Source organism: Longimicrobium sp., assembly GCF_036399255.1.
Taxonomy (GTDB): Bacteria; Gemmatimonadota; Gemmatimonadetes; order Longimicrobiales; family Longimicrobiaceae; genus Longimicrobium.
The window spans coordinates 1-17,111 of record NZ_DASWNM010000157.1 but is presented as its reverse complement, the minus strand read 5'-3'; the positions used below and the strand labels follow the sequence as shown (position 1 = coordinate 17,111).

The 17,111-nt window shown below is 70.1% G+C and carries 20 protein-coding genes; 16 read left to right on the top strand and 4 right to left on the bottom strand.

Translation table 11 applies throughout. The features are described 5' to 3' along the window. The first annotated feature begins 128 nt into the window (after positions 1–128). The 12 genes from VGC13_RS29960 to VGC13_RS29905 all read left to right on the top strand — a co-directional run bounded on the left by VGC13_RS29960 (position 129) and on the right by VGC13_RS29905 (position 9,266). Entirely contained in the window at positions 129–392 is a 264-nt protein-coding gene (locus tag VGC13_RS29960; RefSeq protein WP_331129018.1) for a hypothetical protein, read from the top strand. 96 nt (positions 393–488) lie between these two features. After that, positions 489–746 carry an HU family DNA-binding protein gene (locus VGC13_RS29955; RefSeq protein WP_331129017.1) on the top strand — a complete coding sequence of 86 codons (258 nt, stop codon included), beginning with the start codon at positions 489–491 and terminating at the stop codon, positions 744–746. A gap of 202 nt (positions 747–948) precedes the next feature. Next, a complete protein-coding gene (locus VGC13_RS29950) occupies positions 949–1,518 on the top strand; it encodes a DUF6155 family protein (RefSeq protein WP_331129016.1) in 570 nt (189 codons plus the stop codon). An 80-nt stretch (positions 1,519–1,598) separates the two neighbouring features. After that, complete coding sequence (locus tag VGC13_RS29945; protein ID WP_331129015.1) at positions 1,599–1,730, top strand: hypothetical protein; 132 nt, start codon at positions 1,599–1,601, stop codon at positions 1,728–1,730. 180 nt (positions 1,731–1,910) lie between these two features. After that, complete coding sequence (locus VGC13_RS29940; RefSeq protein ID WP_331129014.1) at positions 1,911–2,204, top strand: hypothetical protein; 294 nt, start codon at positions 1,911–1,913, stop codon at positions 2,202–2,204. 128 nt (positions 2,205–2,332) lie between these two features. Further along, positions 2,333–2,968, top strand: coding sequence for a CatA-like O-acetyltransferase (locus VGC13_RS29935; protein ID WP_331129013.1), 636 nt, complete (start codon positions 2,333–2,335; stop codon positions 2,966–2,968). A 145-nt stretch (positions 2,969–3,113) separates the two neighbouring features. Then, on the top strand, positions 3,114–3,323 hold the full coding sequence (locus VGC13_RS29930) for a hypothetical protein (protein ID WP_331129012.1): 210 nt from the start codon (positions 3,114–3,116) through the stop codon (positions 3,321–3,323). 25 nt (positions 3,324–3,348) lie between these two features. Then, positions 3,349–4,281, top strand: coding sequence for a hypothetical protein (locus VGC13_RS29925; protein ID WP_331129011.1), 933 nt, complete (start codon positions 3,349–3,351; stop codon positions 4,279–4,281). 169 nt (positions 4,282–4,450) lie between these two features. Beyond that, complete coding sequence (locus tag VGC13_RS29920; protein ID WP_331129010.1) at positions 4,451–4,954, top strand: hypothetical protein; 504 nt, start codon at positions 4,451–4,453, stop codon at positions 4,952–4,954. 375 nt (positions 4,955–5,329) lie between these two features. Next, positions 5,330–5,584: a pinensin family lanthipeptide gene (locus VGC13_RS29915; protein WP_331129009.1), complete on the top strand. Its 255-nt coding sequence runs from the start codon at positions 5,330–5,332 to the stop codon at positions 5,582–5,584. Positions 5,585–5,616: 32 nt separating this feature from the next. Further along, positions 5,617–7,695, top strand: a complete 2,079-nt coding sequence (locus tag VGC13_RS29910; RefSeq protein WP_331129008.1) for a lanthionine synthetase LanC family protein — start codon at positions 5,617–5,619, stop codon at positions 7,693–7,695. A gap of 1,265 nt (positions 7,696–8,960) precedes the next feature. After that, positions 8,961–9,266 (top strand): hypothetical protein, encoded by a 306-nt coding sequence (locus VGC13_RS29905; protein WP_331129007.1) that lies wholly within the window; start codon positions 8,961–8,963, stop codon positions 9,264–9,266. A gap of 98 nt (positions 9,267–9,364) precedes the next feature. Here the strand turns inward: VGC13_RS29905 and VGC13_RS29900 are convergent, their stop codons facing one another. After that, on the bottom strand, positions 9,365–10,030 hold the full coding sequence (locus tag VGC13_RS29900; protein ID WP_331129006.1) for a DVUA0089 family protein: 666 nt from the start codon (positions 10,028–10,030) through the stop codon (positions 9,365–9,367). A gap of 391 nt (positions 10,031–10,421) precedes the next feature. Here VGC13_RS29900 and VGC13_RS29895 point away from each other — a divergent pair, with 391 nt between their 5' ends. After that, positions 10,422–11,246, top strand: coding sequence for a DUF3667 domain-containing protein (locus VGC13_RS29895; RefSeq protein WP_331129005.1), 825 nt, complete (start codon positions 10,422–10,424; stop codon positions 11,244–11,246). A gap of 19 nt (positions 11,247–11,265) precedes the next feature. Here VGC13_RS29895 and VGC13_RS29890 read toward each other — a convergent pair whose 3' ends face one another. After that, positions 11,266–11,445, bottom strand: coding sequence for a hypothetical protein (locus tag VGC13_RS29890; protein ID WP_331129004.1), 180 nt, complete (start codon positions 11,443–11,445; stop codon positions 11,266–11,268). A 291-nt stretch (positions 11,446–11,736) separates the two neighbouring features. Here VGC13_RS29890 and VGC13_RS29885 point away from each other — a divergent pair, with 291 nt between their 5' ends. Continuing rightward, positions 11,737–12,021: a hypothetical protein gene (locus tag VGC13_RS29885; protein ID WP_331129003.1), complete on the top strand. Its 285-nt coding sequence runs from the start codon at positions 11,737–11,739 to the stop codon at positions 12,019–12,021. 97 nt (positions 12,022–12,118) lie between these two features. Next, complete coding sequence (locus VGC13_RS29880; protein WP_331129002.1) at positions 12,119–12,697, top strand: 2OG-Fe(II) oxygenase; 579 nt, start codon at positions 12,119–12,121, stop codon at positions 12,695–12,697. Positions 12,698–13,255: 558 nt separating this feature from the next. On the opposite strand, the gene VGC13_RS29875 is transcribed toward VGC13_RS29880, so the two are convergent. Both VGC13_RS29875 and VGC13_RS29870 read right to left on the bottom strand, forming a co-directional pair. Then, a complete protein-coding gene (locus VGC13_RS29875; RefSeq protein WP_331129001.1) occupies positions 13,256–14,299 on the bottom strand; it encodes a ferritin-like domain-containing protein in 1,044 nt (347 codons plus the stop codon). Positions 14,300–14,323: 24 nt separating this feature from the next. After that, positions 14,324–15,166 carry a ferritin-like domain-containing protein gene (locus tag VGC13_RS29870; protein ID WP_331129000.1) on the bottom strand — a complete coding sequence of 281 codons (843 nt, stop codon included), beginning with the start codon at positions 15,164–15,166 and terminating at the stop codon, positions 14,324–14,326. A 271-nt stretch (positions 15,167–15,437) separates the two neighbouring features. On the opposite strand from VGC13_RS29870, the gene VGC13_RS29865 reads away from it, so the two are divergent. Then, positions 15,438–16,205, top strand: coding sequence for a hypothetical protein (locus VGC13_RS29865; protein ID WP_331128999.1), 768 nt, complete (start codon positions 15,438–15,440; stop codon positions 16,203–16,205). Positions 16,206–17,111: the final 906 nt, after the last annotated feature.

Genomic DNA, 17,111 nt, shown 5'->3' with positions numbered 1-17,111 from the left:
GAGGCTGAACCGCGCCAAGCGGATGAACGTGGCGAAGCAGTGGCTCGCGACCTTTTCGGGCACACCTGATCCACGGCTACCGCACGTGGTTCGGCGTTTCGGAGGTGTGCGCCATCGTGGAACTGCGGATGATCGGCGTCGAGATTGCCGAGTGCCGGCTGGATCAGGCCAGGCGCAACGAGCGGGCGCGGACGGCGCGCCGCGAACGACGCAAGCAGGGCCGCCCGGAGCCGGACGGTTGCGACGACGGCTTCGCGTTCATCGCCGGATACACGCCGGGAGGTGCTCCGTACGGCGGCGGGCAGGACGTTGCGGACGCCGCCTGCGAGCAAGCGCTTGCGTGGCGCCGCGTGATGGAGGAGATGGACGAGGATCGCGACCTGCCGTTCTGAGATTCGGCTCCCGGGCTCTCGCACGCGCACGCCGGCACGTCGGGCGCCGGGGCCCCGAGCCCGACAGGTGGCGCCTTCCACCTTTGCGGTGATGGAATGCCAGACCGGATCGAGAAGAAGGAGTTCGTCCGCCGCGTGGCTGCGCGGATGGGGACGGACGAGGCACAGGCGGGCGCGTGGGTGGACGGGATCGTGGAGGAGATGTACGCCACGTTCCAGAGCCGGCATGGACTCACGCTGCCGGGCTTCGGCGGCTTTTACCTGGAGCGCAGGGGAAGCCGAATCGCGTTCAAGTTCAACCCGGGCCAGCGGCTTCGCGCCCTGTTCGGCTGGTCGTCCACGTACCGGGGATGATGCCCATAGCGAATCTCATCCGGCAATCTCCTGGCAACGGACGCTCAGGTGCGCCGGACGCCGCTCGGCCGCCGGGTCCGCGAAGGCGGACGTTGCGATTTTCCAGCGGCGAATTCATTCACTACGGCGGGCGGACGGCACGCTGCCCCCGGCCGGTTCGTCATGGGCATGATCCCCAACCACCCTCATTCCACCCGGCCGGATGGCCAAACCCATCGGCAAGCGCGAGCTGAGAAAGCACCTGCAGGGGCTCACGCAGGAGCAGCTGGTCAACCACCTGCTGCACCTGGGCGAGTCGTTCAAGGACGTGCAGGCGTACCTGCAGAACGTGGTGCACCCCGCCGACGACGAGACGGTGCGGGCCCGGTACCGCCAGATCATCGAGAACGAGTTCTTTCCCGCCCGCGGCTACGGAAAGGCCCGGCTGGCGGTCGCCCGCAAGGCGGTGACCGACTACAAGAAAGTAGCCGCCTCGGTTGAAGGCCCCGCCGACCTCATGCTGGTGTACGTGGAGATGGGCGCCAGGTACGCACGGACGTACGGCGCCCTCGACGAGCCCTTCTCCCGCAGCATGGAGAGCATGTACGCCACCGCGCTGCAGTGGATCATGAAGCACGCGATCGAGGATGCGTTCCGTCCCCGTGCCGAGGCGGTGCTGACCGCCACGCGGGGGATGGGATACTGGTTCCACGACACCCTCACCGACATCTTCTTCCAACGGATGGGCGAGGGCGATGAGGACGATGAGGAAGAGGTTTACGACGTTGCGTAACGCCGGGGCATTCCGCCTCGAGCGTGACCCGGAGAGAGCACGCCGGCATCCGCGCGCACCATCCACCTTTCCCAACTCTCGTGCAGCACGTGAAGAACACCGATCCCCACGTGACCGCCGCCCGCAAGCTCGTCGCACTGGCGGATGAGCTGGCACGCGGCACGTCGTTCCCCATCACGCGGCTTACGGTGCTGAAGCGGTTGTGCGCCTAGTGGGAGAACGCCGCACTGTTCGCGTGCTGCCTGGCGGATCTGTCGCGGAGCCACTTTCGCACGGCTCCGCCGTCGCTCCTGGACACTGAACGTGTCGAAGCGTTCAGGGAAAGGATCGACACCACCATTGCCTGCATCCACAGCTACCTGGCCGCGCCCACCCGTGACGCCGAACTCGCGTTGCGGGCCGCGCGCCGCGAACTGCAGTACGCGCAGAATGAAACCCGCGACACGCAGTGGGCCACCGTACGCACCATCCACAGCCGCGATGCGCTGGTGGTGGAAGATGCGGCCGAATGCATTCTCGATCCCCATAACTCCGCCGCGTGGGGATATTGCCTGGGCCGTGACTACGCGGAGCGGTACGACCCGCGCCATGGGAGCAGGCTGGTGCCCGAATCCGCACCGCTCGTGCGCGAGATTGCCGAGTTCTGGCTCCATGCCCCCAGGCTGCCTCCGCTCCCGGCGAATTGATGGGGCCGCCCGGCGAGCGCGCCCGCGCATCAGCCGCGGGGACTTGCGCGGGCGGGTCGCCGGGCCAGAGGATGAAGTGGACAGCGCCAAGCGGCAGTGGATGAACCATCCATCCTGACAGAGCGTCCGTGGGCAGAACCATCGATCTGGAAACCTGGAGGCGGCGGGAGCACTTTCTCCTGTTCCGCGACTACGACAGGCCGCACTTCAGCATCACCGCGGCCGTGGACGTTTCCGCGTGCTACGCGGCGTCGCGCGGCGATGAGGGAGCGTCGTTCACGCTGGCGATGCTGTTTGCCGCGATGGGTGCGGCCAACGCGGTCGAGGCGTTCAGGCTGCGGCTGCGGGAGGGCGGCGTCTGGTGCCACGACGCGGTAGGGATCGGGTGCACGGTGCTGCGGCCGGACCGCACCTTCGGGTTCGCGTACTTCGCGCCCGAGACGTCCTTCGCGCGCTTCGCGGCGGAGGGGAAGAACGAGATGGAGCGGGCGCGGGCCGGGACGACGCTGGGCGACGAGCGCGAGGCCGACGACGCCACCCTGCACGCCACCGTGCTCCCCTGGGTCCGCTTTACCTCGTTCACCAACGCGATGCGGCGGGAAGACTCCGTCCCCAAGCTCACCTTCGGCAGGCGGTACGCGGAAGGCGGCGCGTGGTACGTGCCGGTGTGCGTGGAGGTGCACCACGCGCTGGTGGACGGCATCGACGTGGGAGAGTTCTTCCAGCACTTCCAGGACCTGCTCGCCCGGCCGCTGGCCGACTGAGCGGGGTGCGGACCCATGTTGACACAGCGGCCCGGACAGGAGCCGGGCCGCCGTGTCATCCCGGAGCACGGGCACTCCGCCCCGTATCACACTCAACTTTGCGAGCTACGCGTCCGACCGCGGACCCGGCCCCAACGCGGCCGGCATGAACCCGCGGATCCAGGATTTTCTCAGGGAGTACAGAGACAACGGCAACTGGGGCGTCACCCGGGGCGTGATTCCCATCGACTTCGTCGGCAACACGGGTGACGGCCAGCAATCCCTGGAAAACCTCATCATCGAGCACCAGGCGCACCAGGCCCCCGACACCTGGTACAGCGGAATTCCCGACTGGCTGAAGAACGCATCCACCTGACCCTTCACCTCCCCTTCGCCGGCCGATGCGCGTCTTCGTTTCCCATTACGATTCCCCGTTCGCGGCGGACCTGGTCCGGCGGCTGCGCGACGCCGGCGCCCAGGTGGACCAGTCGCCGCCCTCGCCCCACGCGGGCCTCGGCGACGACCCGCGCTGGCCCACCTGGTACGACGCGGGACTCCCGGCCGCGGCGGCGTGGTGCGACACCTTCGTGATCGCCCTCGGCCCGTCCTGGGACGCATCGACCTGGATGGCGGCCGAGGCCGAGGCCGGGTTCCTGCGGGCGCGGGCGGCCCCGGCGTTCCGCTACTGCTCGTGGGACCCGGAAGGCGTTCTTCTCCATTCGCCGCCGCCGGGGCTCCGCCGGTACCTGGAGCGCGCGGTGCCGCTGCCGAAGGATGCCGGCGAGGCGGCCGCGGCCCTGCTCGGCGGCGGGCTGCCGCCGCCCGCCGCGGGTAAAGATTCACCCTTTCGGGAAGCGATGATGCACGCGCCGCGGACCCACGTGATCATGCTCTACCCCGAGGCGGGAGGCGCGGAGGCGCTCGCCGAGCTGCCGGAAGAAGGGGTCGAGAGCGCAGCCAGACGCCACCACGAGTGGTGGCGCGGCGTGTCGTACTATCACCGCGACGGCCTGCGGTACGTGATCGGCTCCGCGGTGCCGGAGCAGCCGCCGGGTTGGCTTTCGCGCGTACTCCCCACCCTCCTCTACAACCCGGGCGTCCGCGTCCGCTACCGGTTCCGCCAGGGCGTGCCCTACGATCTGGCGCAGCTCCGCGACGCCCTGGCCGCCGCCATCCGTGCGGACGACGACATCCTGACCCAGTTCCACGAGTCCGGGGAGCTGCTCGAGGCGCTGGCGCGCGCCACCACGTTCGACGACGTCGCCGGCGTCCTCCACCTCGCCGCCACCGACACCGACACGGGCTGGGACGACGATCCGGCGCCTGATGCGTGAAATCGCCGGGGCTTCGGGCGTGGCGTGAAAGGTGGAAGGCCGGCACGTCCCCCCCGCCCACGCCCCGGGGACAGGGCCCCCTCACACGACCTTGCCGCTGAGCGGATCGGAGCCCCGCCACACGGAGGATGGTCAACCTGCCCCCGCCACCCCTGGAGACCGCACACCCATGACGACTCGACTTCTCCTGCTGGCGGCGATGATGGCCGCCGCGCTCCCCGGCTGCGGCACGCGGAAAACGCCGGATGCGGACGTGCGCAGGCAGATCGACGCGTCGCTGCGGCGCACGGTCGGGGCGACGATGCGCAAGGACATCGACGCCTACATGGCCGAGCTGCCCCCGGACCTGGAGATCCGCGACGAGTCGGGCGCAATCGTCACGCGCGAGCAGCAGCGGCGCAACGTGCTGCGCGACTGGAGCGTGATCCCGCAAACCCTTTCGCTGACGCACGCCATCGACACCCTGCGGGTGAACGGCGACGTGGCCACCGTGCTGACCTCGCAGCGCTGGGAGCGGATGATGACACGGCCGGACGGCAGCGGGGCCGATACCGTCCTGACCACGCAGAAGCACCGCGAAACGTGGCGCCGGACGCCGGACGGCTGGCGCGGCTACGACATCGAGGAGCTGGGAGGAGAAATCTTCATCAACGGCAAGCCGTACACGCCGTGACCGGGCACGTGCGCCCGAAAGCGGGGCGTACACCCGCTTCCGGGCGCACGTGCAGGAATGCTCCGGGACGGAATGTACCCTCGTGGCGGTGGAGGACGCCGAAGGGGAAACTTTGTACGGATCTTGGACGCGCTTGACAGGACGGGAAAGGGTTTATATCCCTCGTAGGTACGCCGAACGCCGCCCAGAGGGAAACGGATGATGAAAACGCCGCTCCTCTTGGGCGACAACGGCGGGCGGGACGACTTGGAATGTGGCTTTCGATACCGGAATGCGCGGCCCGGCACCCCGTGCCGCCGCGGCCAGACTTGATTTCGTTCACCAGGGTCCGCTCCCCCGGACCGCCGGTTCCTACCCTTTCTCCCGGAGCTCACCATGCAGAAGAAGCTGAACCTTCAGGATCTCTCCGTCGATTCGTTCGAGACCCGCCTGCCCGAAGAAGAGCAGCGCGGAACCGTCCAGGGCCACGACTACGGCGCCAACCACACGCAGCAGTACACCTGCGACGACTACACCTGCTGGTGGACCAACGGCCCCAACATCAACTGCTGGTGCAACTACACCGACGGCGCGTGCACGTACGGCGCCCAGGAGACCTGCGCCAACTACAATCCGCCCTGCCCGATCTGAGCCGCACCCGCACCATCTGACCAGCGCCTGCCGTGACGGCTTCGGGGGAGCGGACCGGCAGTGCCTGGCCTGGTGAACCACACCCGGCCCCGGCGGACGATCGTGCGGACCCCGCCGGGGTGCGCGAGCGGCTGGTCGCCGCGGCGGCGGGGATCGGCGAGCGGCTGGCGGCGGAAGCGGTGTGGACCGGTTCCGGCTGCACCTGGCCGCTGACCCGGCCGCCGGACGAGGGGGAAGACCCCTCCGCGGCGGCTTCCGAGTTCGCGAACGGCCGGCTGTACGAGGGCACGGCCGGCGTCGCCCTGTTTCTGGCCGAGCTGCACCGCATTCGCCCCGCCCCGCACCTGGCGCATACGGCGCGCGGCGCGCTTGACTTTGCGCTACGCGACGCGACCTCCCTTCCCGACACCAGCTTCGGCTTCTACAGCGGCCGCGTGGGCGTGGCGTACGCCGCCGTCCGCGCCGGGCTGCTTCTGGACATTCCCTTTCGCGAGCGCGCCCAGGCCCTGCTCGCCCCGCTGGCGGGGAACGAGCACCGCGACAACGGCGTGGACGTCATGGCGGGCGCGGCCGGCGCCATCCCCGCCCTGCTTCGCCTTTCCGGCCACCTGCATCCCGGCCTTACGCTGGGCGTCGCGCGCCGGCTGGGCGAGCACCTGCGCGTGATGGCACACCGCGGCCCCGACGGCTGGTCGTGGGGCGCGTCGATGGCGGGGGCGCGCGCGCTCTGCGGGTTCAGCCACGGCGCGTCGGGAATGGCGCACGCCTTCCTGGAGCTGTACCACCACACCGGCGACGGCGAATACCGCTACGCCGCCGAGCAGGCGCTGCTGTACGAGAGCGGCTTCCTGTCCCCCGAGCACGGCAACTGGCCGGACTTCCGCACCCGCGGCTTCGGCGCCGTGCTGACGGCCACGCCGGACGAGCTGCGCGAATGGCTGCGCGCGCCGGACCCGGAGCCGTCGTACAAGTGCTTCTGGTGCCACGGCGCGGCGGGAATCGGCCTGGTCCGGCTGCGCGCGTGGCGGCTGCTGGGCGCGTCGCGGTACGCGGACGAGGCGCGCATCGCCATCGCCACGGCGCGCGCGTCGCTGGGGGAGCTGCCCGTCAACTACTCGCTCTGCCACGGCGTGGCGGGGAACAGCGAAACGCTGCTGATGGGCGCGGAGGTGCTGGGCGACCAGGGGCTGCGGGAGCACGCGACGGAGTGGGCGCTGCGCGGCATCGGCCTTTACGAGAACGCGGGCCGGCGGTGGCCCAGCGGCGCGCCCGACGCCGCGCCCGAGCCCGGCCTGCTGCTGGGCGAGGCGGGGATCGGGATGTTCCTCCTGCGCCTGGCCGATCCGGAGATCGAGTCCGTCCTGCTGGTGACGACGCCGGAGCCCGCCTCCCGCCCCGGCGCGACGGGCCAGGCAGGCTACGCGGCGGCGCGGATGAAGGCGGTGGACGAGCACTTTGGCCGCACGCTGCAGCGCCTTCGCGGGCTGGGGGTCGACGCCGCCCCGCTCGTTCCCCCCCGCCCCGCCGGCGACGCCCCGCCCCGCTCCGACGTGGCCGCGGCGTTCGACGCCATCCGCGGGCGCATCGCGGCGGAGGCGGACGCGGCGCGGCGTGCATTGATGGAGGACGCGTTCCGGCTGGAGCGGACGCGGTACGCGCTCCTGACCTCCGTCACCAGCCTGACCCGCGAGCACGTGGAGCAGGAGGCGCGGCGCCGGGTCGAGGAGATCGACTTTGGTGCCGCGCGCTTCGTCCTTTCGCCGCGCGCGCGGGTGGTGGAGCCGGAGTACGACTGGGATGCGTGGCGCCCCGGCCCCGACGGCGCGCCGCCCGAACGCGGCGGGAGCGCGCGTCTGCTGCACCGGTCCGGCGTCCGCATCACCACGCGGGAGCTGGCGCCTCTGGCGGCGGCGGTGCTGCGCGGCCTGGCGCGCCCCGCGTCGCTGGACCAGCTCACCGCATCCGTCGCGGCCGAAGTCGCGGACGATGAAGGCGATGCGGGGCGGCGGTGGCTGATGGACCGCATCCGCGAGCAGCTGGTCTCCGCCTACCGCGCCGGGCTCATCTTCCAGGCCGACGAACCCGCGCCGCGGGAACCACCGACCGATTGATCGTCCCCCGCCCCTCGGCTCCCCCCCCCCCCGCACCTGCGCCGCGATCGCGAAGTGACTTCCTGAGGGAGCGCACCACGTGCAGCCAATCTTCCAGGCCGACGAACCCGCGCCGCGGGAATCATCAACCGATTAATCGTGCGCACCCCCGGCTCTACGCCCCGCATCTGCACCGTGATCGCGAAGTGACTTCCTGAGGGAGCGCACCACGTGCAGCCAGACGCTGCGCAGATGCCTGCGCGCGACCGAAGGACCTCGCAGGCAGAACCGGGGGACTGGCTCCGTCGCGCCAAGGCCAGCCCCACCGTGGCCGAGAGCAGATCCTTCGGTCGCGCGCAATCGGTTGCGTGACTTCCTGTCACCCGCGGTGCGCTCCCTCGGAGAGTGTTGCCAAACCTCCCAGCGTGATTGACATCCTGAGCCTGAGGGTGTGTTTAAGAATCCCTGCGCTCGCGCTCGTCTGTCATTTCGAAGGAGGCGCCACACCGCACCATCGGCTCGCACGAAATCCGGCGCGCCGACTGAGAAATCTACTGTCTGCTGCTGGTGCCCCGCCCCACCGCTCCGGCACTGGCCCTGTCCGCCCCTGTCGTAGCCGCAAAGCAGGCACGGGCTACCGCGTCTGCCCTCCAGCAATCCGACAATAGATTCCTCGGCCCTGCAACCTCTGGTGTGAAAGCAGGCTACCGCGTGGCCGGGCCTCGGAATGACAGCGCTCGTAGATCTGCCTGGATGCGCAGCGTCGGATTCTGAAACACGCTCTGAAGGAGGCGCCGCTCCTCGATCTGCGGGTACGAAAAAGCCATGGCGCCGACCGAAGGACCTCGCTGGCACAAACCGGGGGCGGGTCCCGCGGCATGGAGCCGGCTCCGCCTCGCCGGAGAGCAGGTCCTTCGGTCGCGCGCAAGCGATTGTGTGGAATCGGGTTACACGTGGTGCGCTCCCTCAGGAAGTCATCGCTTCTTTGCGAGTTTGAGGGTTTAGCAACACCCTCTCAGAAAGTCACTGCCGCACACTCCGGACTGTCATTCCGAGAGAGCGCACGCCCCGGTTCTCCGTTCCCTCTGATGCCGGCGCGCAACCGAGGAATCTGCTTTCCGCTTCCTCGTGGCGTCCGGCCTTGCGTGCCGACAGCAGATTCCCCGGCCCTGCAACCCGCGCGCTGGACTCAGGAAGCCACGCACCACCGGCGCACTTGCGGGTTATTCTGTTTGCAGTCACATTTTGCGGTTCCTGCCGGTCACACTCACCCACTGGAGGCGCGCATGGCCAAGCTGAAGCTGCACGTGGAAGAGCTGGTGGTGGAATCGTTCACCGCCGCCGAGGATGCCGAGAAGCCGGGCACCGTGCTGGCGCACCAGCAGTCCGGGCCGTACACCGACGAGTGCCAGAGCTGCGGCGTGAACACCGGATGCGGCTGGGGCGGGTGCAACAGCGACTACTGCACGAACAACGGCTGCGGCCAGACCAACACGTGCTACGCGTACTACACCTGCGCCGGCGCGTACACCTGCGGCGAGGTGGACAGCTGCCGCTACCCCGAGTGCACCGCGGTCGGCGCCATCTGCTGACCGGCGCCGGGTCGATCCGCCACGACTCATCGCCGCAAACGAAAGGAGACCCGGACCGCCCCTGGCGGCCCGGGTCTCCTCGTTTCGTGCGCCGGCGGTTACTGCGTGGTGAGCGTGTAGGCGCCCGTCGACACGGCATAGCTGTTCGCGCCGATGATGTAGGTGCCCGCCGCAAGCGACTGGGTGATGCGCGCGTCGTTGCCGCCGCCGCTGTCGTCATCCTGCTGGATGGCGCTGCCCGCCGAGTTGAAGAGCACCAGGTACGAGTCGAACGCCGTGGAGCGCAGGGTGATGACCACCTGGCGCGGCGTGGTGAGCGTAAAGCGGTACAGGTCCACGCGCGTGCCGTCCTCGAACACGCAGTCTCCCGGCGACAGCGTTCCGTTGACGGTGCTGCCCAGCGTGTAGGCGATGATGGGGCATTCGTCCACCACCTCGAAGGTCTGCGTGTCGCGCTCTCCGCCGATCTCGGCGGTGATGTCGACGGTGCCTGGCGACACGCCGGTCAGCAGCCCCGAGGCGCTTACCGTGGCGATGTTCCGGTTGCTGGAGCTCCACTCCACGGGGCGGCCGGTGATCTCGTCGCCGTCGTCGTCGTACGCCGTGGCCTGCAGCTGCAGCGTGCCGTCGACCGCGACCTCCGAGTCGTCTGCCTCGATGATCACGGTGTCGACGGATGGTGCATTGGTGCCGCTGTCGCAGGCCGCGGCGAACGCGGCGAATGCGAGGACGCCGAGCGTCCGGAGGGTGGTGCGCGTTTGCATGGAGAGATCTTCGAAAGGTGTAACCAACCGGCGGGTCTATCATGCCGATCCGCGATATCCGCGCCAGTGAACGGAACGGACCGTCGTCGAGCGGAGCAGCGGCGGCGCGGGAGAATCCGCTGGTGTACGGCATGCGCCGCGCATGCCGCGGGCGCGCGCGGCGGCGGCCCCTTGCGTGCCCGCCGGAATCCGCGGTACTTACGAGCGCGTCCGCCCCTCGGACATCGCCAGGAACCCGCGTCGTCATGGAACCCGCGTCGGCGCAAGCCGGAAACGAGGACCCTTCCAGGTGGAGCCCGACCCGCCGGACACCGTCGCACTTCCCTCCCCCCAGGCGTCCCATATCCCGGACGCCGGCGGGCCGCCGTGTCCCAACTGCGGCGCACCGTCCATGCAGCGCTACTGCCCTCAGTGCGGCCAGGCGGCGCCGGGGCCCGCCGACTATTCCCTCCGCGCCTACGCCGCCGAGCTCGCCGGGCAGCTTACGAACACCGACGGCAAGGTGGCCGGCACCTTGTGGGCGCTGGTGGCGCGGCCCGGCCTTCTGACGGTGGACCACCTGCAGGGGCGGCGCGCGCGGTACCTGCGCCCGCTGCAGCTGTTCCTGCTGGTCAACGTGCTGCTCTTCGTCGCCGCGCCGCGGGTGCCGCTGTTCTCGTACAGCCTTGAGAAGTACCTGCGCTTTTCGCCGCCCTCACCCGCCCTGGTGACGTCGCTGGTGCAGCGCGCCGGGCACGCGCGGGCGCCCGAGGGCGGCGCGGCCCTGCAGGCGTACGCCAGGAAGTTCGATGCGCGGGTAGAAGCGCAGCGCAAGAGCCTGATCATCCTTTTTGCCCCCGCGCTGGCCGGGGTGCTGCGGCTGCTGTTCGCCCGGCACCGCGGGATTCCCGGCGTGCCGCGGCGCTACGGCGAGCACCTGGTCTTCGCGCTCCACGCGCTCTCGTTGGCCTGGCTGGTGCTGGCGGGGATGGGCGTGCTCAGCGCGATCGCCGGCAGGATGGCGATCGTCACCCTGCCGCGCCGCGCGGTGGTCGTGGGGGTGGTCGTGGTGCTGCTGCTGTGGACGCCCGTGTACGCGCTGTGGGCCCTGCGGCGCGTCTACCGCCTGTCGTGGCCGTGGGCGGCGGCGGCCACGGCGGGGGTGGCCGCCGCCTTCCTGGTGCTTCTGTTCATGTACCGTGGGCTCCTGTTCTTTACGACCTACTACACGCTCTGAGCGCCCCGGCGCCGATCCGTCAGCCCGCCTTTCCCCGGCTCCATTCACTCATCGCGCTCAATTCCTCCGGAAGCTCGGCGACGGCTTCGGCGGGGGCTTCCACGTCCCAGATGTCCACGCAGCAGCCGCAGCCCTGGTTCTCGGAGCAGTAGGCGAGCCGCGGGCGCCAGCGGGCGAACCAGACCTCCGCCGCCGCCACCTGCCCGCGTCGTCCGCCTCCACGATGATGGTGGCTCGCATCCGTCGATCCTCGATCTGCCGTGTTGGGTGCAGCGCATCGCCCGGCATCTGGCTCCTCCCTCCACCCCCTGCAATTGCCTCACACAGAGTCAGCAGAGTTAGCAGAGGCCGAGGGGCGTGCACTCTGCTGACTCCGTTGACTCTGGGTGAGGCCATTTTTCCTGGCCGGCGAATCTTCCGCATCCCTTGCTCCGTATCCACGCCACGTTCGCGCTCGCGATCCACCGAACCCCCCTGGAGACGAAGACCCATGGAAGGCATTCTCGCCCTGATGATCCCGGTTCTCGCGATGGCGACCGGCCTGGTCGCCGTGCTGCGGATGCCGCCGGAGCGGCTGGGGGGTGCAAAGCGGGCGGCCGCCCTGCCAGCGGAGTCGTCGGCGCTGGCGGACGAGGTGGCGATGCTGCGCGAGGAGCTGGCGCGGCTGAACGAGCGCGTGGACTTTACGGAGCGCCTGCTGATGGACGCGGCCCCCGCCCAGCGCCTTGCCGCCCCCGCACCCGCCGAACCGCTGGCGAGGACCATCGGCGCCTGACCCGCTCTGGCGTGGCCGCGCGGCGCGTGTGAGCTTTGATGCCGCCGCGCCGCACCCTCCGCGCGGCCACCCACACTCCACGCCCCTGCCCCATCGGATGATCGACCTCCTGGAAATCGACGGCTTTCTGGACGATGCCACCCGCGCCGCGCTGGTCGCCGAGCTGGACCGCACGCACGGCGCGCCGGCCACCGTGCTGAGCGCGGAGCCCGGCGGCAAGGTGCAGGCGGCGGTGCGCAAGAGCACGCGCATCGCCGTCTCGCCGGAGGCGCGCGCGCTCGTGAAGGAGCGGCTGATGGAGCGCAGGGCGCAAATCGAGGCGCACTTCGGCGTGGAGCTCGGCGAGTGCGAGGACCCGCAGTTCCTGCGCTACGAAACCGGCGACTTCTTCGTGCCGCACCAGGACGGCAACACGCCGATGATCCACGACGAGTCGCGCTTTCGCCGCATCTCCGCCGTCGTCTTCCTGAGCCGGAAGGCCGGCGAGCCGGCGCCGGAGACGTACGGCGGCGGCGAGCTGGTCTTTCACGGCCCGTACAGCGGCCCGCCGGAGCAGGCCGCCGCGTCCGCCCGCCCCGGCTCGCTGGTCACCTTTCGCGCCGAGACCACGCACGAGGTGACGATGGTGACCCACGGCGTGCGCTACACCATCGCCACCTGGTTCCGCGCGCCCTGACGCGCGGCTCGGGGGTGGCGCCCTCCTCGGAAGCACCGTGCTCACCTCGGGCGCAGTGATGGCGGATGGTTCCCGGGATCGCGCATCAGGCGGTCCGGACCTCCTGGTCCCGTGCGTTGCGGAGAGGACCGGCCGATCCGTATCTCTCCTGAAAAACGCGGATGGCACCCTGCCGCATTCCATCTTCCTCGCGTTCCCGACAGATCACGCCGGCTCGTGCCTCGTCGGCCGGCGCGCCATGCCGTCCGCCTGCATCACGCTTCGAACCGGTGCGCGCCGGGGAAACGGCACGAGAGACTCCGTTGACTCCATGTGAGTTCCCCACCTGCTGCGCAGACCCTTGCTCACGGAACCTGGGCCAGCAGTAGCGGCATCCGCCCCGCCGTTGCCAGCTGTTCCCTGTTCCCTGTTCCCTGTTCCCTGTTCCCTATTCCCTATTCCCTATTCCCTGTTCCCTGTCAGGCCCTTCTTCTGGCTGATCCGGCAATCCGCTCGACGGAACGCAGACGGGCGGCTCCCCGCGAGGAAAGCCGCCTGTCCGCATCATCCCCGAAAGGTTCAGGGCAGGCCGCGCGCGGGGTCGTTGCGGATGAAGGGACTGACGATCGTCAGCACTTCCTCCTTGGTCAGCGCCTCGTCGAAGGCCATGGTGGCCGCGGCGGTGCGGTCGGCGGAGCTGCCGCTCACCTCGTCGGGGACGATGGAGGCCACGTCGATCATCACCTCGGACGTGCCGTTGAACACCACGTGTTGCGTGTTGTTCTCCGGCCGCGAGATGGGCCCGTTGCCGCCGCCGTAGATCAGGTTCAGCGCCGCCACCACCTCGGCCGGCGGGTTGCTGATGCCGCTGGCGCCCGCGGCGTTGGCCCCGCCCCCCATCACGTATCCGCTGAAGCGCAGCGTCACGTCGCCGGGGTTCCGCTGCCGGCGGATGCGGCGGATCTTGGACGCGTGCCGCGCCTCGACCGAGTGGATGCGCACGGCGCTCTCCAGCGCCATGTCGGCGGCGGCGTTGCCGGGGATCAGCAGGCGGCCCGCCTGCCCCTTGTACGCCCGCACCCCCGTGTCCTCGAACGCCTGCGAAGCCAGGAGCAGAAAGTCCAGCTCGGCCCCGGCGCGGGCGAACGGCCCCGTGCCGCTGCCGTTGCCGCCGGTGAAGTCGAAGTCCGCCGCGGTGATGGTGACGGCCGTGCCGCCGAACGCCCCGATGGCGGCGCGAAGAAAGTCCACGTGCTGCTGCTCGTGCTTCTGGATCTGCTGCAGGCTCTGCCGCACCGCGTCGGGGATCTGCGCGCGGACGCCGGCGAAGGCGTTGTTCTGCGCGGCCACGGCGCTGGTGCCCAGCACGGCGCGGTAGAACTCGTTCTCCAGGTTCTCCAGCACGAACGCGAACCGCAGGACGTCCAGGATGTCGGCCGGGGTCTGCGCAAAGGTGTCCTTCGCCAGCGCGGCCAGCGCCACGGGGACGGAGCCCAGCGCCAGCCCCGCGGCCAGCCGGGAGCCCATGGAGGCGCCCTGGCGAAGGGCGTCGCGGCGCGAAACCAGGCGGTCGACGATCTCCGGGTCCACGGCGTCGAGAATGGGCTGCTGCATCTTGTCCATCGATCTATCTCTCCAGGTGCGCGTTCACACGATCGCGGGGAAGAAGTCGGGCGTGGGCACGCCCTGCTGCGGCGTGGGCCCGGCCACGATGGGCGGATTGGCCAGCAGGTCCGCCCGCGGCAGCCCCGTGGCCGCGGCGCGCTGAAGCACGCCGGCCGCCTCGAGCTTCACGTCGCGCCCGTTGGCGTCGATGATGTCGTCGCCCGCGAAGGCGGTGTTGGCGTTCTGCCCGGCCGGCGGCATCACGTCGCGCAGGGCGGCGGCGTGGCGCGCCTCTACCGAGGCCAGCTTGCCGGCCACCAGCAGGTTGCGCACGTCCTGGATGTACTTGGCGGTCCCGTTGAGCCCGGCCAGGCCGGTGTGCTCCAGCATCTTGGCGGTGTTGAAGATGCTCTCGCGGCTGGACAGGATGTTCTGCAGCGTGTCGAGGTTGATGGACCCGCGGATGTCGGGCAGCGCCTGCGCGCCCAGCGCGGTGCGCACGAACTCGCGGTGGATGACCTCCACGTTGCGCAGGTCGGTCAGCAGCTCGCGCTCGGCGGCGTTCAGGTTGTCGAAGGTGTCGCTGCGCACCACGGCGGTGTAGAACGCGCCTTCCAGCTGCTCCTGCAGGTGCAGCAGGCGAAAGATGCCCACGTCGGACCGCAGGTCGAACGCAATCCCCGTCACCGGGTCCGGCGTGTCGGGCCCCAGCGGGTTGCCGTCTCCGTCCCCGTCGCCGTCGCAGGCGGTGAACACCGATGGCAGCAGCACCACCGACCCGCCCGCCAGCAGCGTGCGCAGAAACCCGCGCCGCGTGGGCAGCCCCAGCAGTTCGGTGGCGCTGGCGATGACCACCTGGTTCCTTGCCCCGTCTTGCTCGTGCATGTCCTGCTCCCCCCCATTACCTTGCTAGCCGCCCTCGCGGAACGGCGTGGCTAGCCGCAACCGTTCCCTGCGCGCCCCCACCCCGGGTGCGCCGCGCGCCCGGCACCTTACCGGCCCCGGGTCGCTCCGTCGCGACGCAGACTCAAGCCCTCCGGCGTTCCACCGATCCAAAGATTGTCAAAGCTGTTACCAAGGCCTGTACAGAACGGGACCGGGATCCATCCAGTCGCCCGCCGCCCTCCTGCTCAAGGTCCATGTCCAGAATCCGATGATGCCACGCACTCACAGTTCCCGCCTCGTCCGCGCCGCCGCCGTGCTTCCGCTCGTCCTGGCGGCAGCCTGCGCGTCCTCTGGATCCGCACCCGCGCCGGCGGACGGGCCGCGCGCAACGCTGGAGCGCGCCATCCGGCAGGCGGGCGGCGCGGAGGCGCTGGCGCGTGCCCGCGCGCTGCTGTGGGAGGGCGACGCGGCCGTGTACGCGGGCGGGCGCACGGTGCGCATCGCGGGAGACTGGGCCGTGCAGCCGCCGGACACCGCCGTCGTCGCCACGTACGACGTCACGCGCGGGCCGGCGACCACGCGCGCGCTGGTGGTGGCCGCGCCCCGGGGGTGGATCTGGGCCGGCGGGCAGCTGACGCCCATGCCCGGCGCCATGCTGGCCAACGAGCGCGACGAGTTCTACCTGTACGACGTGATGCGCCTGCTTCCCCTGCGCGACGCAGAGATTACGCTCACCGCCATCGCCCCCGATTCGCTCGGGCAGGCCGGGTTCCGCGCGGAGCGGCCGGGCCGGCCGGCGGTGGAACTGTACGTTGACGACAAAGGCCGCCTGGCCCACCTGCGCACGCGGGTGCAGGATCCCGGAGGTGGCGCGGCCGTGCGCCAGGACCTGTGGCTGGGCGGGACGGTGGAGGCGGAGGGGGTGCGCTGGCCGGCGGAGATCCGCATCACCATGGACGGCGCGCCGTACTTCGGCCTGGCGTTGCGAAACCTGCGCATCCAGCCGCGCCTGGATGATGTGCGGCTGCGGGGGCCGTGAGACGGAGGTCTCCGAACAACCAACCTCAAGAGAAGGCAGTGACTTCCTGAGAGAGGCCCCGCCCGTAACTCGCTTGTACACTGCACCCTGGCGCCGACCGAAGGACCTCGCCAGCAGAACGACAGGGCGGGTCCCGTGCCCTGATCGGTCCCCTGCGCCACCGAGAGTAGGTCCTTCGGTCGCGCGCAGGCGGTTGTGTAGAATCGGGTTACACGTGGTGCGCTCCCTCAGGAAGTCATCGCTTCTTTGTGAAGTTGGGGGTTTGGCAACACCCTCTGACGGAGCGCACCACGGGAAGCCAGAAGCCGCACACCCGCGTGCACGCGGCCGAAGGACCGCCTGCCTTCGCGCAGGCACACCCGAAGCGGCAGACGCCGAGCCGAAGCCAATCGGTCGGCCCGAGAGGCAAACGAGGTCCTTCGGCCGGCGCTCCGGGGGTCCATCGCACGGGCAGAATCCGGTGCGGCGCCTCTCTCAGAGTGTGTTTAAGAATCCTGCGCTCGCGCCCGTATGTCATTTCGAAGAAGGCGCCACACCGCACCATCGGCTCGCACGGAATCCTGCGCGCCGACTGAGAAATCTACTGTCTGCTGCTGGTGGCCCGCCGCACCGCTCCGGCACTCGCCCTGTCCGCCCGTGTCGTAGCCGCAAGGTAAGCGCGGGCTACCGCGTCTGCCCTCCAGCAATCCGACAGTAGATTCCTCGGCCCTGCAACCTCTGGTGTGAAAGCAGGCTGCGGCGTGGCCGGGCCTCGGAATGACAGCGCTGAGTCCGGTCCAAGAAGTCGCCCATGCCGCTTGATCCACACAGGTGTGGAGAAGTCGACTTCGGAGGATGCGCTCAGACGCACGATCTCGACGTGGGGATACTGCGGAGGACCCCCAAATCCGCGGCATCCGCCGCCGC

What these genes read in the sequence shown, in the direction of transcription:
- VGC13_RS29955 (WP_331129017.1), top strand. Translation starts at nt 489, where the DNA reads ATGCCAGACCGGATCGAGAAGAAGGAGTTCGTCCGCCGCGTGGCTGCG.
- VGC13_RS29920 (WP_331129010.1), top strand. Translation starts at nt 4,451, where the DNA reads ATGACGACTCGACTTCTCCTGCTGGCGGCGATGATGGCCGCCGCGCTC.
- VGC13_RS29875 (WP_331129001.1), bottom strand. Translation starts at nt 14,299, where the DNA reads ATGGACAAGATGCAGCAGCCCATTCTCGACGCCGTGGACCCGGAGATC.
- VGC13_RS29925 (WP_331129011.1), top strand. Translation starts at nt 3,349, where the DNA reads ATGCGCGTCTTCGTTTCCCATTACGATTCCCCGTTCGCGGCGGACCTG.
- VGC13_RS29870 (WP_331129000.1), bottom strand. Translation starts at nt 15,166, where the DNA reads ATGCACGAGCAAGACGGGGCAAGGAACCAGGTGGTCATCGCCAGCGCC.
- VGC13_RS29950 (WP_331129016.1), top strand. Translation starts at nt 949, where the DNA reads ATGGCCAAACCCATCGGCAAGCGCGAGCTGAGAAAGCACCTGCAGGGG.
- VGC13_RS29905 (WP_331129007.1), top strand. Translation starts at nt 8,961, where the DNA reads ATGGCCAAGCTGAAGCTGCACGTGGAAGAGCTGGTGGTGGAATCGTTC.
- VGC13_RS29915 (WP_331129009.1), top strand. Translation starts at nt 5,330, where the DNA reads ATGCAGAAGAAGCTGAACCTTCAGGATCTCTCCGTCGATTCGTTCGAG.
- VGC13_RS29900 (WP_331129006.1), bottom strand. Translation starts at nt 10,030, where the DNA reads ATGCAAACGCGCACCACCCTCCGGACGCTCGGCGTCCTCGCATTCGCC.
- VGC13_RS29885 (WP_331129003.1), top strand. Translation starts at nt 11,737, where the DNA reads ATGGAAGGCATTCTCGCCCTGATGATCCCGGTTCTCGCGATGGCGACC.
- VGC13_RS29865 (WP_331128999.1), top strand. Translation starts at nt 15,438, where the DNA reads ATGCCACGCACTCACAGTTCCCGCCTCGTCCGCGCCGCCGCCGTGCTT.
- VGC13_RS29880 (WP_331129002.1), top strand. Translation starts at nt 12,119, where the DNA reads ATGATCGACCTCCTGGAAATCGACGGCTTTCTGGACGATGCCACCCGC.
- VGC13_RS29960 (WP_331129018.1), top strand. Translation starts at nt 129, where the DNA reads ATGATCGGCGTCGAGATTGCCGAGTGCCGGCTGGATCAGGCCAGGCGC.
- VGC13_RS29895 (WP_331129005.1), top strand. Translation starts at nt 10,422, where the DNA reads ATGCAGCGCTACTGCCCTCAGTGCGGCCAGGCGGCGCCGGGGCCCGCC.
- VGC13_RS29930 (WP_331129012.1), top strand. Translation starts at nt 3,114, where the DNA reads ATGAACCCGCGGATCCAGGATTTTCTCAGGGAGTACAGAGACAACGGC.